We start from the raw sequence: 17950 nt of genomic DNA on the forward strand, positions 1-17950 counted from the left end.
CTGCAGCCCGATTTTCTGCTTGATGATGGTCAGGAGCTGCCCGGCTTTCCCGACTGGCGGGCCTATGCCGCTCCGGGTCACACCCTTTACGACATGGTTTTTTATCAGGAAGCGGAACGTTTGTTGTATGTCGGCGACCTGCTGGTTCGTATCGGCGATCGCATCGTATTGCCTTTTCCCACCCTTTTCCCGGAGCTGATGCAAAACACCCTGCGCCGCATGGCGGAATTGCCGGCCTGCCGTTTCCTGCTGGCCCATGGCGGAGAACTTGAGTTGCAAGACGGCGGCAGTCGTGATTTTTTTCTGGGAATGCTTCCACAGGTCGGCAGTCTCGGGCTGCCTTCCTTCAAATTTATCAAGCCCTTTTGTTCGTTGGCGCCGGATGTGCGCCGGCAGCGAAAACGGACGGAAAAGTAATCATGATAAATTTGGTTGTCTTAGGGGGTGTGATGTGTTAGGGAAAAGGCGGTGCGCTGAAGCCGCCGCTTTCAGCCCCGGGCTTTCCGGCAGCGTCATGCGGGGATTGGTGGCTCGCGAAACCGAGCCGTAGCCGAAATCGGGGGCGTGTCGGTCCGGGCACAAGGTCGGTTCCGACTTTGTGCCTTATGTTTTTCTGGGGTCAGCGCTTTAGTCCGGGCAAAGACCAGCCGCAAAATAAATTTAAAACCCGGGGTTATTTGCAGAAGGGATTTTCCATGGCCAACCATTTGCGGTTTGAAACCAGCGCCTATCTGAGACAGCATGCCGAACAGCCGATTGACTGGTATGTCTGGGGGCCGAAGGCCCTGGAGCGGGCCCGCCTTGAAGATAAGCCGATTTTTTTGTCGATCGGTTATTCCTCCTGTCACTGGTGCCACGTCATGGCGCATGAGTCTTTTGCCGACGAGGAGGTGGCCGCTCTGTTGCGTCAGTATTTTATCGCGGTCAAGGTCGATCGCGAGGAGCGCCCCGATCTCGATCAGCTTTATATGTTGGCCTGTCAGTTTCTGACCGGCTCCGGGGGCTGGCCGCTGTCGGTTTTTATCACGCCCGAAGGGCTTCCCTTTTTTGCCGGAACCTATTTCCCGAAACAGGGCGGTTATGCACTTAATGTTCCCGGCTTTATCGAAATCCTCAGTTATCTGGGGCCGCGCTGGCGCACGCACCGCGAGGAGCTGCTTGAAAACGGCCGGGAAATCGCCAGGATTCTGCGCTCGCTTGAGCAACCGCGCCCCCTGGACGAGGTCCTGAGCGTGGATCTGCTGGCGGACGGTGCCTTTCAGCTCGCGGAAAATTTTGATCATGAAAATGGTGGCTTCGGGGGCGCGCCTAAATTCCCCACCCCACACCAGTTGCTTTTTCTGCTGCGCTGGCATCGGCGCAGCGGGGCCGAGACGGCGCTGGGAATGGTTGAGAAAACCCTGGTGAAAATGGCTGACGGGGGCATTTTCGATCATCTGGGGGGTGGCTTTCATCGCTACGCGGTCGATAAAAAATGGCAGATTCCTCATTTTGAAAAGATGCTTTACGACCAGGCCGGGATGATTCTGCTGTATACGGAGGCCTACCGGATTTCCGCCAATCCGTTCTACTCCGAGGTGGTTGCCGCGATAGTCGCCTATCTGGAGCGCGAGCTGCAAGGCGAACATGGCGCCTTTCGTGCGGCTCAGGATGCCGACAGCGAGGGGCGGGAAGGGGCCTTTTATGTCTGGACTAAAGCTCAGATTGCCGAGATCCTCGGGGATGGCGACGGAGAGCTTTTCTGCCGGGCTTACGGGGTTTCGAAGGCAGGGAACTTTTCGGAAATCAAGGGTGCCGGCGTGCTGCACCGAAGGCGTGGAGAAAACCCGGCCGCAGCCTCTCCGGAGTTGGAGGAACAGCTTTTGCTGGGTTGGCGGGATCGGCTTTTGGCGGCGCGCGGCCAAAGACCGAGTCCGTTAATTGACGGTAAGATTCTGACCGCCTGGAACGGCCTGCTGATCGCAGCCCTGGCCCGGGCGGCGGTGGTCTTTCAGGAATCCCGTTATTGCCGGTTGGCGCAGGCGGCGCTCGGCGCGCTGGAAAAAAATCTGTGGCGCCCGGAAAACCGTCTGTGGCGGTGCTGGGTGCCGGAAGGAAGCGCCGGGATTCCGGCTTTCTTAGACGATTATGCTTTTTTGATCGCGGGTCTGCTTGAACTGGACGCCGCCGGGGCCGGACCGGCCTTTCGGCATCAGGCTCGGTCTCTGACGACCACGGTCAACGAACTTTTCTGGGATGATGAAGGGGAGCGTTTTTTTTACAGTGGGAGCGAGGCGGAACAGCTGATCGCCCGCAACCTCGAGCTGCATGACGGGGTGCTCCCAAGCAGTAATGCGGTCATGATTATGAACCTGTTGCGTCTTTTCGCGTTGACCGGGGAGCAAACCCTGCATGATCAGGCCGAAAGAGCCTTGGGACGCATGGCCGGCCTGGTTGCGCAGAACCCTTTGCTCTATCTGCACACCCTCAGCGCCCTGGACGAATATCTGTCCTGAGCGCGGTTTGCACTTTCCGCCCGCTGAGCGCGATGGCAAACAGGGTTTGCAGGGCAATTTCCAGGGCCTTTTCATCTAGATCGAAAAGCGAACTGTGCAGCGGATGGACCAACCCCCGGGCCTGATTGCCGCAACCGAAAAAAAGGTAACCGCCGGGGACCAGCTCCGCAAAACGGGCAAAGTCTTCGCCTCCGAGCATGGGCTGGCCGTTATCTTCAACATGGGTAATGGCGGGGCAGGGGCTGAGAATGTCGACCATCAGGTCACAGAGCCGGGGATCGTTGCTCAGCGCCGGCGCGGCCTGGCTGATCAGGATTTCCGCCTCGGCGGCAAAGGCCTGCGGTAACTCACGGACGATTCTTTGCAGGGCGTTGTGCAGGCGTTGATGCTGGGTCTGAGAAAGGGTGCGGATGGTTCCGGTCATGATTACCCGGTCGGCGATGATGTTGGAGGCCTGTCCGCCGCTGATTGTGCCGATGGAGATCAGGGCCGGGTCAACCGGGTCGATATTTTTGCTGGTCAGGTGGTTCAGGGCCAGAACCAGATGGGCTGCGACCTGAATCGCGTCGATCGATTTCTCCGGCATACAGGCATGAGCGGAACGGCCCTTGATCGTAATCGTGAAATGTTCGGTTGCGGCCATAAATGGCTGTCGGTGCAGGCGGACGCTGCCGGTTTCCATTTCCGGGAAAAAGTGGAAACCGAAGATGGCCAGTGGGGGGCTCTGAAAAAGACCGTCTTCCAGCATCGCCGTCGCCCCTTGCCCGTTTTCTTCGGCGGGTTGAAAGATCAGGCGGACCGGGCCGGGCAGGCTGGTTGCGTGTTGGTCCAGGGTGACGGCCAGGCCTAACAGGACCGCGGCATGGCCGTCATGGGCGCAGGCATGCATGACTCCGGGGTTGACCGACGCATAGTCGCTATCCTTGTGGTCGGATAATGGCAGGGCGTCAAAATCGGCGCGAAAGGCGAGTTCGGGCCCGGGGCTTTGACGGTTGATCCAGGCAACCAGGCCGTGGCCGCCAATGCCGGTTTCGTGTTCGATGTGATGGTGGCTCAGGATCCGGCTGATGAATTGGGCGCTCTTTTTTTCCTGGCCGGAAATTTCCGGATGGCGATGCAGATGGCGGCGCCATTCCTTGACGAGAGGGAAAATATTGTCCATGGTGATCATCCTGTGGCCTGCGGCTGGGGTTGTTAAAGAACATTTCTATCATAGTTGACTCGGTCGTTTCGGTCAAGCGGCTAAACCCAAAGGCGAAATCTTTTCATGTTCAGCCTGCCGGTTTGGCCGGGACGCCTGCTGTTTTTTCTGCAAGCATGACGGGCGCATTAGCGCGTGAACCAGAGATGGTGTGGAAATGGGTGAGTTTGGTTGTTTCATGAAAAGATAAGGGGAAAATAAGTAATGCCGATTTATGAATTTGAAGGTCGTCGGCCGACCTTGGCTCCGGGTGCCTATGTTGCTGACACCGCGATTGTGGTTGGTGATGTGCGGCTGGCCGCCTCGGTTTACATTGGGCATGGCGCCATTCTTCGTGGTGATTACGGGACGATCGAGATCGGCCTGCAAAGTGCTGTTGAGGAGGGCGCCATTCTGCATATTAACCCAGGAATGTGCATGTCTCTGGGGCACCGGGTAACGGTTGGACACGGAGCCAAACTGCATTGTCTGGAAATTGCCGATTCGGCCGTGATCGGTATCGGGGCAATCCTGTCTTTCAACGTCAAGGTCGGCGAATGGAGTATCGTGGCCGAAGGGGCAGTGGTGCCCCATGGTCGAGAGATTCCGGCCGGAGTCATTGTCGCCGGTAATCCGGCCCGGGAGATCGGACGGGTTGACAGCCGTCACCGTGAATTCTGGAATTATGGGAAGGATCTCTACGTCGATCTCGCGTCCCGTTATCCGCGGGGGTGTAAAAGACTTGATTAAGGTCTTTGGCGCAGCGCCGTCCGATCCGACCTCTCTTTTCCGGGTCGCGCCTCAGGATAACGCCGGTGCGGTGGCCGCAGGTCTGAAAGAATCTCTTTCCAGCCACCTGGGGGAAGACTTTGCGGTTCGCATTCTTGAGACCCTGGGCCCGGAAAGATTTCTGATTGAGATCGCCGGTGCCGAGGTTGTGGCTCAGGGCGCGGTTCCGCCGGCGGGTGAGGGGCTTTTTGTCGCCCGCCTTGAGAGCCTGGAGCCTCTGATCAGGTTTCGACTGCTTGGCGCTGACTCGGGAGCGGTGCCGGAGGCCTGGCGTCGGCTTCTGGGTGAGGTCGTCAATCGACCCAATTTTTTTTCCGAACGGATTTTGTCTCTGCAGCGGTTTTTACTGGCTGACTCCGGACTCCTGTCGCCGTCTCTGAGCAAAGCCCTGGCATCTCTGGTGGGACGTTTTTCTGCCGGAGACCTGTTGGCCGGACTTCGCTCCGGAGCCGGATTGCCTTTGGAACAGCTGGGTCTCTTTTATGAGCAGCAGCTGGCGCAGCTCCTGACCCTGGACCCGCGAAACTTCATGCGGCAGGACCTGCGAAATCCACGAAACCTGAAAGAGTCGTTGCTGCGTTTATTGATGGATCTTCGTCAGGAACCGGCCGAAAGCGGTTCGACCTTCATGGCGAGGCGCGCCGTCCTGGTCACGGAGATCGCTGGTGTTCTGCGTTCACTGCTCGATTTGGTGGAGCTTAATCAACTTCTCAATAACCCCGGGCTGCGCCGCGAGCCGGGTCTGTTTTTACTGCTGCCGTTCCTGGGCTGGGGAACCGAGGCTGATCTTTGGCTGCGTTGGAGCCGTGAGCGGCAGTCGCCGGGGGCGGAGGCAAGCCCGGCCTGCAGCCTGATGATCTATCTGGATATGGACAGTCTCGGTCCGATCGGGGTCTTGCTTCGGGCCGGGAACGATGACCTGCAAGGGAAAATCATGGTTGTCGGGGGCTCCGCGGTGCAAAGTTTGCAGACTCTGCTGCCGGAGTGTCGGCGAGAGCTGGCGGATCGTTTTGTCCGTGGTGTCGGTTTGGTCGTGGAGGAAGTTGGCAAGAGCGGGGTCGAAGACTTTCGTCGCCGGGCTTTTCTTTCCACGTTACCGGCGCTTTTTCAGGCCTCGGGATGAAGACCGAAGCGCAAATATTTGCTTGCAAAGAGCTGTCTTCTGTTTTAAGTGTCATGGCAAGGAGCTCTTTTGCCAATTGGTTTATCTTTTGATTTCAGGTGAAGCCGATGATTGTGACTTGCCCGCGTTGCCGGACTAAATATAATTTGTCTGAAGCCATGCCTGGGGGAGATTCCGGGTCTCGACTCAGATGTTCCCGTTGTGGCTGGGAGTTTTCGCTGGATTCAGCCGAAGTGGAGCCTAGTTTTTCACTCGACGATGCGCCGGACATGGTCGTCGAGAACCAGCCTGAAGCCCTGGGGAAAACAGAAAGTGGGTTTTCCCAGCGCAAGGCGGTTTCTGATGGCCCTCTGGAAGCGTTTGAACTGGACGACGATTATTACGGAGGCGAAACCTTTTCGGAGACGGGCGCTGGCGCGGATGAGGTTATCCCGGCCGAAACGGAAGTCGGCTTCTCGGCGAGCTTAAGGTCTGACGAGAAAACCGCGAGGGGTGAAGCTGGGCTGGATGAACTTTCCCTGGATCTTGATGATTTGAATCTTGACGATGTCGAGTTCGACAGCTTTGACGACGCCATTGATTCTGCGGTGGTCGACGGCAGCTCCTTGCCGTCGGCGGGGGGGCAGCCGACTCGCATTGATCTTGACGGTGATCTCGAGATGCTGGGCTCTCAGGATAGCGATCGGGTGCAACAGGATGAGAGGGAAAAATCTGTTGCGGCGGCCGTAGCTTCCGGAGGAAACCAGGACCAGGCCGACGAAAGGGGAAAATCACCGGCTACGCGGCGAGCTTTTTTCCTGGCCCTGGGCTGTTTCGTGGTTATGAGCCTGGGTTTGTGGGTTGGGTACGGTTTGTGGCAGCGCTTTTCGATAGATATGAAAAAGCATTTGCGGCTGGTCGAGGTCAGCAACCAGCGGCTGCTTTTACCTTCGGGACGAAAGCTCGTGATTTTACGGGGCAAGGCGACCAACTCCTCTTCGCGGATGGTTTCCGATCTGCAGATTAAAGGGGTTCTGCTGGACGGAAACGGTCAGGCGCTGGTTTCCGTGATCAGCGCCGGAGGCGTCAGCTTTTCCGAAGAAGAGCTTGATCTGCTGGACGGCAGTAAGCTGCAGATGCTGGAAAGCGCCGATGTCACCCTGGCTCCAGCCGGCGAATTACCGTTTATGATCGCTTTTTATGATTATCCCGAGGCGGCTCGTGATTGTTATGTCGAGATATCTTCCTTCAAGGTTAAAAAAGGTTCCAGGCCCTGAGCTCTCGCCGGCCGAGAACATTTTCTGGCGAAACCGGAAAGTTATAAGTTTATGAATTTTGTGCAACCGGCAGCTCCATTGAAGAAGGCCCCGGTGTCCAGAGAAGCCGGGCTGGTTTTCTTTTTCCTGGTTTTATTTGGTGTCATCTTTTGTGTTACTTCCGTGAGTGGCTGTAGCTTCGCCCGGGCCCGTGAACCTGAACCGGAAGTCTTTTCGAGGGCTGAGCCTGGGGCGGCGCAGGTAGATTTTTCTCCCGAGGCGGCTTATTATTTTTCAGTGTATAACTGGTTGCGTTATCAGGATGACAAGGAGTCCCGGGCGGGAGCGCTGCTGAGTTTGCAGGAGGCGGTCAAGGTCGACTCGGCCTCCGCCTATCTTCGGCTGGAGCTGGCGGAACAACTGCTTCGTATAAGAAGGGTGGAAGATGCGCAAGTCCATGCCGCGGCCGCCCTGGAACTGGAACCGGAAAGCCCCCGCGCCCGAAGACTGCTCGCCGGAATTTATTCAATGACCGGCAGGCATGAGGCCGCAATCTCGCAGTATGAAAAACTGCTGGCCGAAGATTTTGGTGACGGGGACACCGTTTTTTTTCTGGTGGCGCTCTATGTAGAAACCTTGAACTACGAAAAAGCCCTGGAAGTTTTAAAAAAATATCGTGAGGATCGTCCGGAAGATGCTTTAGGGCCTTTTTATCAGGGCAAGGTTTATTCCGAGCTTAAACTGTATCAGGAGGCCGAACGCTATTTTCACGAGGCCTTGGAAATTGATCCGGAGATGGCGGAAGCTTGGTTGCACTTGGGCTCGATCTATGAGTTTACGGAACGGCGTGAGGATGCGGTCACAGTTTATCGTCGCCTGCTGGAGCTGGACGGAGACGACCGACAGGTTCTGGAGAGGCTGGGCCAATTACTGGTCGGGGAAGGCCGGCTGGATGAAGCCCTGACCACTTTTCTCAGACTGCGTGGTCTGGGACAGGTTCCGGTTAGTATCGAAATCAAGATCGCCCTGATTTATTTTCAGCAGGGTGACTACGAGATAGCGGCTTCTATTCTGCAGGAGTTGCATGAGCAGTATTCCGAGCAGAATCGAGTGACCTTTTATCTGGCTTCCAGTCTGGAGGCCCTGGAACGTAAAACGGAAGCGCTGTCTCTGTTTCTTGCCATCCCGGAGCATGATGAGCTTTTTTACGATGCCAGGATTCGCGCTGCGTTTATTTACGAGGAACAGGGAGATTATTCTGCCTGCGAGAAGGTTCTGCGTGAGTTGATTGTGTCTTATCCGGAAAAGCTCGGGCTTTACCGGATGCTTTCTTCGCTGCGCCGCAAACAGGATGACAATCAAGGGGCGCTGTTAGTTTTGCAGGAGGGCCTGGCTCGATATCCGGATGATTATAAGCTCCGTTTTGCCCTGGGTGTGGTTTACAATGATCTCGGGCGGGTAGCTGATAGTATCGCGGTCATGCAGGTTTTGTTGCGGGAGAATCCGGACGACGCCGTTGTTTTGAACTTTGTCGGCTATACCTACGTCGAACAGGGGATTCAGCTGGACGATGCGGAAAAATTGCTCGTTAAAGCGCTTTCTCTGCAACCGGATAGCGGCTACATTCTTGACAGTATGGGATGGCTTTATTATGCTCGCGGAGATTATGAGAAGGCGTTGACCTTTTTGCAAAGAGCCCGGGATCAGGCGCCTGATGATCCGGTTATTTTCGATCACCTGGGTGATGTTGCCGCGGCTCTCGGGCGCCCGGGAGAAGCCGTGGAGTATTATCGTCATTCCCTGCGTTTCAAGGATGTTGACAAGGTCAGACTGAAGATCGAAAAACTGTTGCAAAAGGAAAGGTGATGTGTTAAGCAACTGCACTTGTCGGTCGGAAAATGATTCTGAAGGTTTCGAAAACCCGCCTGCTTGAATGTTCTGCAACACTTCCGCGCCCTTGCTGGGGCCCGTTGTTTGGGGTGCACGCAGCTGGTTTTACGTGTTCGGAGGGGTTGTTTTCTGCGGCGTCATCGGTTTTGTCTGGATTTATATTAATTTTTAATTTGGTTTTAAATGGAGGAACGACGATGGCAGAGGTAACTTCCCCGATGGTGGGTAAGATTTTCAAAATTGAAGTCAGTGTTGGTGATCAGGTTGCCGAGGGCGATGAGGTTGTAATCCTCGAAGCCATGAAGATGGAAATGCCGGTGGTTTCGCCCGTCGATGGTACCGTGAAGGCGATTAAGGTGGCGGTTGGTGATGCGGTTGAATCAGATACGGTTATCGCGATTATTGAGTAAAAAAGGTGCGCAGGCGTGACTCGTTGACAGGGTCACGCTTTTTTTATATCCTTGTGTACGGTATACAGTGTACACAAGGATATATGCCATGGCTTGCCACAATCTAAGCAAAGGGAGTAGTTATGGGTAAATTATATATTACCGACACCGTATTGCGGGACGCACATCAATCTTTGCTGGCAACTCGAATGCGGACCAAGGATATGTTGCCGATCGCTGAAAAGCTTGACCGGATCGGCTATTGGTCTCTTGAGGTCTGGGGGGGGGCGACCTTTGATACCTGCCTCAGATTTTTGAAGGAGGACCCCTGGGAGCGGCTCAGAATTCTGCGCAAAGCCATGCCTAATACCCGTCTGCAGATGCTTTTGCGGGGGCAGAATATTCTGGGCTATCGGCATTACGCCGATGATGTTCTGGAGGCCTTTGTTGAGCGGGCGGCCGCCAATGGTATGGATGTCTTTCGTATCTTTGATGCCTTGAATGATCCCCGCAATATGAGAACGGCGATGGATGCGGTTAAAAAAGCCGGCAAGATTGCCGAAGCCGCCGTCAGCTATACCATCAGTCCGGTTCACAATAATGAATATTTTGTCAATATGGCTAAAGAACTTGCCGGGATGGGAGCCGATACAATCTGTATTAAGGATATGGCCGGCTTATTGGCGCCCTATGATGCTTATGCTCTGGTTAAAGCCATCAAAAGCGAGGTCGATATTCCGATCCATCTGCATTGTCACTGTACCAGCGGAATGGCGCCGATGACTTACCTGAAAGCCATTGAGGCTGGAGTAGATATTGTCGACTGTGCGATTTCGGCCCTGGCTTCGGGGACCTCGCAACCGCCGACCGAAAGTTTGGTGGCCTCTCTGCAGGGCACGGAATACGATACTGGTCTGGATCTGGAAGCGATGGCGGAAATTGCCGATTATATCAAGGACGTGCGCAAAAAATATAATGCCTATGAAAGCGGTTTTACCGGGGTCGATACCAATGTTCTGATTTACCAGGTACCCGGAGGCATGATGTCGAACTTGGAAAGTCAGTTGCGTGATCAGGGGGCTATCGGTAAACTTAAAGACGTGCTGGAGGAAATTCCGCGAGTGCGCAAGGATTTCGGTTATCCGCCGCTGGTTACCCCGAGCAGCCAGATTGTCGGCACCCAGGCTACCCTCAATGTAATTACCGGCAAACGTTATATGATGATTCCGAAAGAGTCGAAGAACGTTCTGAAAGGCATGTATGGTCGCTCGGTGGCGCCTTTCAATGAAGAAGTGCAAAAAAAGGCGTTAAAGAATGAAGCACCGATAACCTGTCGGCCGGCGGATCTGTTGCCACCGGAGATGGAAAAACTGACCGCCGAGTTGGGCTCTCGAGCCCGAAGTATCGAGGATGTTCTTTCCTATGCGCTTTTTCCCGAGGTCGCCCTCGCGTTTTTTACTGAGCGTGAAGCCGGAGAATTCAAGCCGGAGGCTAAGCTACCTCAGGATTGAGATTGTGTGTAACTAGAGGAGTGAGGTCGTCGCGATAACATAAGTGGTTGCGAAGCCGCTTTGAGTTATAGTCGAATGATTGCGGCTACATCCTGAGGGATGTGGCCGTTTTTTTTGCGGATGTGTACTTGAAAAAAGACGATAATGCTTGCCGGTTTTGTTTTTAGGTGGGCATATTTTTTAATAAAGCCGGTTCTCTTCTCCCCGACAGAGGCGCAGCAGATTGTCACGATGTCGATAGACAATCAACCCCGCAATTAAAACTGAGGTGAAAACTATCTGCCAGCCTGCTTTGAATTGGCAAATCAGAACCGGCATGATCAGGGCGGCGCAGATCGAACCCAGGGAAACAAAGTGTGAGGCGGCGGTGACGACCGCAAAAACCAGGACGCCGCAGACGGTTGCTCCCGGATTTAAGGCGAGAAACACCCCCAGCGCCGTGGCTACGCCCTTGCCGCCTTTGAAATCAAGGAAGATCGGGTATAGGTGACCCAGGAAGGCAGATAGTCCGGTCAGGGCCGCGAGCCCGTCTCCGGCTCCGCAGAGCCGGGCGATCCAAACCGCGAGCAGGCCTTTAAGACAGTCTCCGCCCAGAGTGATCAGACCGGCCTTTTTGCCGGCTGTTCTGGCCACATTGGTTGCCCCGATATTGCCGCTGCCGAGTTTTCGGGGATCGCAGTGGCTGAAATAGCCGGCAACGATCACGCCGACCGGGGTTGAGCCCAGAAGGTAGGCCATAAACCAGAGCAAAACCGCCTTAAACATGCTTTTCCCTTTCGCTAGTCATCAGATCGGGTGGGCTCAACGATATTTTTCGACATAGGCGTAAGCGCTGTGATTGTGAATGCTTTCCATATTCTCCGCCTCGATTGTGAACCAGGTGATGTTTTTGTCGGCCTGCAGCCGTTGGAAAAGATCACGGACCATGTCTTCGACGAACATCGGATTGTTATAGGCCTTTTCTGTGACATGTTTTTCGTCAGGGCGCTTAAGTAGAGGATAGATTTCGCAGCTTGAGGCATTTTCAATGGTCTTGATCATATCCTCAATCCAGACAAAGTTTTTAAAACTGAAATTGACGGTAACCAGGCTGCGCTGGTTGTGCGCCCCATTTTCACTGATTGCCTTTGAACAGGGGCAGAGACTGGTCACCGGAACATTGATCCTGACCATGAAATCAATTTTATCGGCGCTTTGGCTGCCGATAAAAGAACATTCATAAGCCATCTTGCTTCTGGCGCGCGAAACCGGCGCTTCCTTGTCGATGAAATAGTCGAAAGTGATTTCAAGGTGAGCGAATTCGGCTTCAAGATGTTCGCGGATGTCGCCGAGAATTGTCGGAAAAACATTGATCCCGATTTTTTTGTGGTATTGGTTGATAACCTCGACAAAACGGCTCATGTGCGTGCCCTTGAAATGATGGGGCAGGCCGACGTAAATATTAAAGGTGCCGATCGTATGCTGAACCCCGTTGGTTTTGTCGAGAACCGTGATCGGGTACTTTACCCCTTTTACTCCCACCTTGTTGATCTCGATCTGGCGGAAGTCACGCATCTTCTGGGTGTCATGAATAGGAGCCATTGCGCCCCCTACAATTCTTCGAAGTAGGCGGCGGCGGCCTTTTCCGACTCCCAGGCAATAACCCTGCAGACTTTGACGGGAAGTTGGCCCAGAGATCTTTTCAGCTCGGTGAAAATGTATTCGGCGATCAGCTCGGAAGAGGGGCTGCGCCCCTTGAACATCGGCAGTTCATTCAGGTAGCTGTGGTCAAGGCGGTTCAGAATCTCTTCGGTGTGATCCTTGAGAATTTTGAAATCAATCAGCATGCCGCTTTTATCGAGCTCGTTGCCGCCGACATAAACTTCGATTTTCCAGTTGTGCCCATGCAGTTTTTCGCACTGACCGCAGTAGTTAAGCAGATTGTGGGCCGCGGCAAAGGCGGTTTCTATCTTGAGTTCATAGGACATTGTTATCTCCGGGCTTTATCGTAAGGGTGTTTTTCGTTTTATTTTCGATTTGGAAATTCCTGGGAGTGCTGTCGATACTCTTCGATGAAAGAGTAGGGCAGAATTCGAATCAGTTCCTCGATCGTTGTTTCACCCTCTCTGAGTTTGATGATGGCTTCGTTGATGATCGGAACGGTCGATTTTCCGGCACTTTCACGCAATTCGTTGAGCGGCGCTTTCTTGTTGATCAGGAGAATGTCATGCTGGCTGGGCTCCCAGAGCTCGGCGACCGGCAGGCGACCATTGAAACCAGTATAGTTGCATTCCTTGCACCCCCCCCCTTTGACCCAGTTAATATCGTCGGGCACGGTTACGAAGAACTCTCCGAGAGCCTCCGGGGATGGGGTATAAGGTTTCTTGCAATGCGGACAGATTCTGCGGGCCAGGCGCTGAGAAATAACCCCGATCAGAGTAGATGTAATCATATTGGGGTCGATGCCGAGCCCCGTCAGGCGGGTGATCGCGCTGACCGAGTCGTTGGTGTGCAGCGTGCTTAAGACCAGATGTCCGGTCTGGGCGGCCCGAATCGCCATCTCCGCGGTTTCATCATCCCGGATTTCGCCGATCATGATGATTTCCGGATCGTGGCGTAGAAAAACCCGAATATAGCTGGCAAAAGTCAAACCGATTTTTTCGTTGACTTCACATTGCATGAAGTTTTCATGAACATATTCGATCGGATCTTCAGCGGTCAGCACCTTCAGGCCGGGACGGTAGGCGGTCAATAAACCGGATTGCAGGGTGGTGCTTTTGCCGGAACCGGTCGGCCCGGTGACCAGGATGATGCCGGTGTTCTTGTTGAAAAGCCGGGTCAGTCTGCCGGTGAGTTCGCTGGAAAAGCCCATCTTTTCAATGGTGGAAGGGGCTTGCCTGGAGTCCAGGATGCGAATGACGACATTTTCTCCATAATATGAGGGGATGATTGAGACCCTGAAATCGATATTGACCTTTTTCCCGTCGCGCTCAGTCTTGGTGCGAAAACTGCCGTCCTGGGGCAGTCTCTTTTCGGCGATATCGAGTTTGGCCAGGATCTTGATGCGTGAGACAATTTCTCGCTGGAAGTGATCAATGTCATTTTGCAGGTTTTCCAGACCTAAATCCTGCAGAAGACCATCGATACGAAAGCGGACGATCATTTTTCGATCGAGATTCTCGAGGTGAATATCAGAGGCATGTTGCTTAATGGCCCAGCTGATGATGCGCTGGACCAGAAAATCCGCTCGTTTACTTTCCTGGGCCTCGATATATAATGATTTGCGAATAGTCCGATGGTCTTCCTCATCCAAACTGATTGAAAAGTCCACAAGTGTTTCCTTGTTGCCGGATTCGAGTCGGGCGCGTTGGGGGGTGCTTGCATACAGGGTATTGAAGGCTTCGTCGATGTTTCTGCGGGAAGAGGTGACGATGTTGATTTTCAGGCGGGTGAACATCTCGAGCTCGGCCACAACACTGGTATCCGTCGGATCGTCCATGGCCAGAGTGACGCTGCCGTTACTGAACGAAATGGGAATGATTTTATGGCGAAAAGCGTAATCCCGATTGATTATCTTGGCAAGGTTCTGGTCCAGAACTATCCGGCTGATGTCTATATAGGGAATATTGAGCTGGGTGCAGATTGCCTGGCGCAGGGTTTCTTCGGTGATCAGGGCTTTTTTCCGTAGGATGTCGCCCAGCCGCATGCCGCTGTCTTTTTGTTCTTTCAGCGCGTTTTCCAGGTCTTCTTTCGAGATCGCCCGGCTGCGCAGCAGGATATCTCCCAGCCTGGTTTTCTTGTCGTGTTTTTTTATGATATATTGCAGTTGGTCGGCGTCAATATATTTCTTATCTATCAGGATCTGGCCCAGATGCCGATAGTCTGTCGCATTTTCCGGATGTTCTTTTTGAATGCGCAAGGCTTCCTGCAATTGGTTGAAGGTGATAAATCCTTCTTCAACCAGAATCAATCCCAATCTGGTTTGCTTACCTTGATCCAAAGTGTTTGTCTGATGGTCTTTCAGCGCTGCTTTTATCATGATTGTCGCCTGAAGAATGATAAAAAAGATATCGTTGCCGTAGTCTTGGTAAGAGTCGCCATACTAGAGCATCGGTGCCGCTTTTGTCAATCGGCAACTTGACGATTGATGCTTATCCTTTCAGGTCTTGATTATTTTTTCGAGACGGGCGATGCTGTCCGCCAGGGAGGCGGGCTGGTCGGTTTCCTGGCGCAGATAACTGATGATCCGGTCACGCAGGGCAATGGCCCGGTCGATGCGCGGGTTACTGCCTTTAAGGTAAGCCCCGATGTTTATCAGATCTTCCGCTTCCTGATAAGCGGCCATCAGATTAAGAAACTCTCTGGCCTGATGTTGTTGCTCGCGGGTGACGATGTCGATCATGACCCGGCTTTTACTGCTCAGAGGGTCAATGGCGGGGAAGATATTGCGATCGGCCAGCCGTCGGGAAAGAACGATGTGGCCGTCCAGGACTGAACGGGTGGCGTCGGCTATGGGTTCGCTCAGGTCATCGCCCTCGACGAGGACCGTATAAATGCCGGTGATACTGCCCGGGCCGGCATCACGGCCGGCCCGTTCCAGAAGCCTCGGGAGCAGGGAAAAAACTGATGGAGTGTAACCTTTACTGGTCGGCGGTTCCCCGGCGGCTAGGCCGATTTCGCGCTGGGCCATGGCAAAACGGGTTAAAGAGTCCATCATCAGGAGAACGTCGCGGCCGAGATCGCGAAAATATTCGGCGATGGCGGTTGCCAGAAAAGCGCCGCGCAGACGCATCAACGGTGCCTGGTCCGAGGTGGCGACCACCACTAGGCTGCGTTGAAGGCCCTCGGGTCCGAGGTCCCGTTCGATGAATTCACGCACTTCGCGTCCGCGTTCGCCGACCAGGGCAATGACATTGACATCGGCTCTGGTGTAACGAGCCATCATTCCCAGGAGCACGCTCTTGCCGACACCCGAACCGGCCATGATCCCCAGGCGTTGTCCCTTGCCGCAGGTCAGAAGACCATTGATTGAGCGAATGCCGAGATCCAGCGGGGTGGTGATCCGGCGGCGTAAGAAAGGGTTGATCGGGTCACGGTGAAGCGGGATTTTTTGTGGGCAGTTGATTTCGCCAAGGTCATCCAGGGGGTGTCCGAGAGCGTCGATGACGCGGCCGAGCATGGCTTCACCCACCGCGATGGTCGCCGGCCGGCGCAGGGAAAAAATCTGGTTTCCCGGGGCCACCCCCTGAAGATCGCCCAGTGGCATCAACAGAATGCGCTGATCCCGAAAGCCCACGGTTTCGCAGAGAATGTTGGTTTTTGTTTGCGGGTTTTCTATGCGGCAGAGATCGCCAATTGAAACCGGAGGGCCGTCGCCTTCAATCACCATACCGGTCAGGCTCAAAACCTGACCGGTATGGCGAAAAAGTTTTTTTTTCTCGATGCGCTTGCGGAGCTCGGCGATGTCCATCATGATTGAGCCTAGCGCCCCAGCAAACGCTGGAGCTCTTCGAACTTTCCGCGCAGGCTGGCATCAATGCGGCCGGTCGGTGATTCAAGAATGCAGCCTCCTTTTTCCAGACCCTCGCCGATTTCGATTTTCAATTCGTGAATGCGCGGAGCCGCAGCCAGCAGGCGCCCTTTTTCCTGATTGATCAAGGCGAAATCCTCGCGGTTTAGGAACAGGGTTACCCGGCCCTGGACGCTGCTTTCCTTGAAAACTTCTTCGACGCAGCTGGTAATGATAGTTTCATCCAGGGAAAGTTCGCGACCAACCAGTTTGCGGGCGCAATCGATGGCCAGACCAACCATGGCTTCTTCATGTTGCCGACGGCACTGTTGTTCAATGGTGCTGATCCGCTGAAGTAAGTCATCAAAATCAGCCAGGCGTTTTTTTATTTCCGTGTCCGCCGCCGCCAGCCCCTCTTCGTGGGCCTGGCGGCGAATTTCAACCTGTGTCAGGCGGGCCTCAGTTTGGGCCGCGGCGATTATGGCGTCGGACTCTTCCCGTGCCAACCGCAGCAGCTCATTTTTTTCCGCAACCGCCTGGTGATGATAACTTTCAATGATCTCCCGTTTTTTCAGCAGGAGGGCTTCCTGCTCAAGCCGGTTCCCGTTTTCGGCGAAGTCTTTCTCAAACTGCGGATATGCCGTTGTTTTGAAAGGCTTTTCGGCAAGCGAAGGCTTTCCCCTTCTTCCGCTTCCGGCGCCATGCTGAGACAGGCAGGGCAGGTTAAGGGGTTTGATCTCCGAACCGGTTTGAGGTTTGCCGGCCTCAAGCCGGGAATAGGTCGTGGTTTTAAAGGAGGGCGGCAAGCCGCCTTTAGTATGACTAGACAACGATATCACCTCCTCCTCCTTTTGAGGCGATGATGATTTTACCCTCATCCTCAAGTTTGCGGGCAACCTTAACAATTCCCTGCTGAGCTTTTTCGATATCGGAGAGTCTTACCGGCCCCAGGGCTTCGAGGTCGTCCTGAATCATGCTGGCGGCGCGTTGCGACATGTTCCGGAAAATCTTCTCCTTGACCTCGTCGATGGCCGATTTAAGGGCCAACAGCAGGTCTTCGTTGTTGATTTCCTTGAGAATCGCCTGAATGCCCCGGTCGTCGACATGGATCAGGTCGTCAAAGGTAAACATCAGTTTGCGAATCTCATCGGCCAGCTCGGGGTTGTGCTCCTCGACGACAGCCATGATTGATGCCTCCGAGTTCTTGTCGAGGTTGTTGATTACCTCGGCGACCGCCTGGACCCCGCCCAGTCCCTCGCTGGCCATGCCCCCGGTATTTTTGAGTTCGCCATCGAGGACGGTCTCGATTTCATCAATCATTTCCCGGGGGACCGCTTCAAGGGAAGCGATGCGCAGCATGATATCGCCCTGAATGCCTTCCGGCAGCAGGGTGATGATTTCGGCCGCCTTTTCCGGATCAAGGTGAGCCATAATCAGGGCGATGGTCTGCGGATGCTCATTCCGGATAAAAGAAGCGATAACCTTGGCGTCGACATGAGCGAGGTTGCCGAAAGGTTTATGGCGCAGGGAATCACGCACTTTATCGAGGAAGCTTTCCGCCTTGTCGGTTCCCATGGTCTTGATCAGGATATTACGCAGGTAGTCCCGGCCGCCGGAAAAGATCACTTTGTGGCCGACGGTTTCGGCGAATTCCCGAGCGATGTTTTCCGTCACTTCTCCGGGAATGTCACCGAGGTGGGTGATTTCCTGGCTCAGCTGCTGAAGCTCAAATTCGCTGCAATGCCGCAGAACACGGGCGGCGACATCCTCGCCCAGTCCGAGCATCAGGATCGCCGCTTTCTGCCGACCGCTGAGCGTGCCTTCTTTTTTGTTTAGTGCCATGTCTTTTT

Annotated in this window: 16 protein-coding genes; 8 read left to right on the plus strand and 8 right to left on the minus strand. The window is 54.4% G+C overall.

Going from position 1 to position 17950, the window contains the following annotated elements; translation table 11 throughout:
• Positions 1–417 (plus strand): MBL fold metallo-hydrolase, encoded by a 417-nt coding sequence (locus ENN66_00400; protein HDS15097.1) that lies wholly within the window; start codon positions 1–3, stop codon positions 415–417.
• A 188-nt stretch (positions 418–605) separates the two neighbouring features.
• Positions 606–2495, plus strand: coding sequence for a thioredoxin domain-containing protein (locus ENN66_00405; protein ID HDS15098.1), 1890 nt, complete (start codon positions 606–608; stop codon positions 2493–2495).
• Here the strand turns inward: ENN66_00405 and ENN66_00410 are convergent.
• Complete coding sequence (locus tag ENN66_00410; GenBank protein ID HDS15099.1) at positions 2467–3666, minus strand: amidohydrolase; 1200 nt, start codon at positions 3664–3666, stop codon at positions 2467–2469. The genes ENN66_00405 and ENN66_00410 overlap by 29 nt on opposite strands.
• Before the next feature lie 234 nt (positions 3667–3900).
• On the opposite strand from ENN66_00410, the gene ENN66_00415 reads away from it, so the two are divergent.
• From ENN66_00415 to ENN66_00440, 6 genes are all read left to right on the plus strand, one after another.
• Positions 3901–4425, plus strand: coding sequence for a gamma carbonic anhydrase family protein (locus ENN66_00415; GenBank protein HDS15100.1), 525 nt, complete (start codon positions 3901–3903; stop codon positions 4423–4425).
• On the plus strand, positions 4418–5587 hold the full coding sequence (locus tag ENN66_00420) for a hypothetical protein (protein ID HDS15101.1): 1170 nt from the start codon (positions 4418–4420) through the stop codon (positions 5585–5587). Before ENN66_00415 ends, ENN66_00420 begins: the two co-directional genes overlap by 8 nt.
• Before the next feature lie 107 nt (positions 5588–5694).
• Positions 5695–6843: a DUF3426 domain-containing protein gene (locus ENN66_00425; protein ID HDS15102.1), complete on the plus strand. Its 1149-nt coding sequence runs from the start codon at positions 5695–5697 to the stop codon at positions 6841–6843.
• Positions 6844–6894: 51 nt separating this feature from the next.
• A complete protein-coding gene (locus ENN66_00430; protein ID HDS15103.1) occupies positions 6895–8688 on the plus strand; it encodes a tetratricopeptide repeat protein in 1794 nt (597 codons plus the stop codon).
• Between the two features lie 221 nt (positions 8689–8909).
• Positions 8910–9122, plus strand: coding sequence for an acetyl-CoA carboxylase biotin carboxyl carrier protein subunit (locus tag ENN66_00435; protein ID HDS15104.1), 213 nt, complete (start codon positions 8910–8912; stop codon positions 9120–9122).
• A gap of 122 nt (positions 9123–9244) precedes the next feature.
• A complete protein-coding gene (locus ENN66_00440; GenBank protein ID HDS15105.1) occupies positions 9245–10612 on the plus strand; it encodes an oxaloacetate decarboxylase subunit alpha in 1368 nt (455 codons plus the stop codon).
• A gap of 180 nt (positions 10613–10792) precedes the next feature.
• Here the strand turns inward: ENN66_00440 and plsY are convergent, their stop codons facing one another.
• From plsY to fliG, 7 genes are all read right to left on the minus strand, one after another.
• Positions 10793–11377 carry a glycerol-3-phosphate 1-O-acyltransferase gene (gene plsY, locus ENN66_00445; protein ID HDS15106.1) on the minus strand — a complete coding sequence of 195 codons (585 nt, stop codon included), beginning with the start codon at positions 11375–11377 and terminating at the stop codon, positions 10793–10795.
• A 36-nt stretch (positions 11378–11413) separates the two neighbouring features.
• Positions 11414–12193, minus strand: a complete 780-nt coding sequence (locus tag ENN66_00450; protein HDS15107.1) for a GTP cyclohydrolase I FolE2 — start codon at positions 12191–12193, stop codon at positions 11414–11416.
• An 8-nt stretch (positions 12194–12201) separates the two neighbouring features.
• Positions 12202–12579, minus strand: a complete 378-nt coding sequence (gene queD / locus ENN66_00455; GenBank protein HDS15108.1) for a 6-carboxytetrahydropterin synthase QueD — start codon at positions 12577–12579, stop codon at positions 12202–12204.
• Between the two features lie 38 nt (positions 12580–12617).
• The gene (locus ENN66_00460; GenBank protein ID HDS15109.1) at positions 12618–14630 is read right to left on the minus strand and encodes a type II/IV secretion system protein; all 2013 of its coding nucleotides are present in this window, start codon (positions 14628–14630) and stop codon (positions 12618–12620) included.
• Positions 14631–14750: 120 nt separating this feature from the next.
• A complete protein-coding gene (locus ENN66_00465) occupies positions 14751–16064 on the minus strand; it encodes a FliI/YscN family ATPase (protein HDS15110.1) in 1314 nt (437 codons plus the stop codon).
• An 8-nt stretch (positions 16065–16072) separates the two neighbouring features.
• Complete coding sequence (locus ENN66_00470) at positions 16073–16978, minus strand: hypothetical protein (protein ID HDS15111.1); 906 nt, start codon at positions 16976–16978, stop codon at positions 16073–16075.
• Complete coding sequence (gene fliG / locus ENN66_00475) at positions 16923–17942, minus strand: flagellar motor switch protein FliG (protein HDS15112.1); 1020 nt, start codon at positions 17940–17942, stop codon at positions 16923–16925. The genes ENN66_00470 and fliG overlap by 56 nt, the downstream gene beginning before the upstream one ends.
• Positions 17943–17950 lie beyond the last annotated feature (8 nt).

This window comes from Pseudomonadota bacterium (assembly GCA_011049115.1).
GTDB lineage: Bacteria > Desulfobacterota > Anaeroferrophillalia > Anaeroferrophillales > Tharpellaceae > DSCM01.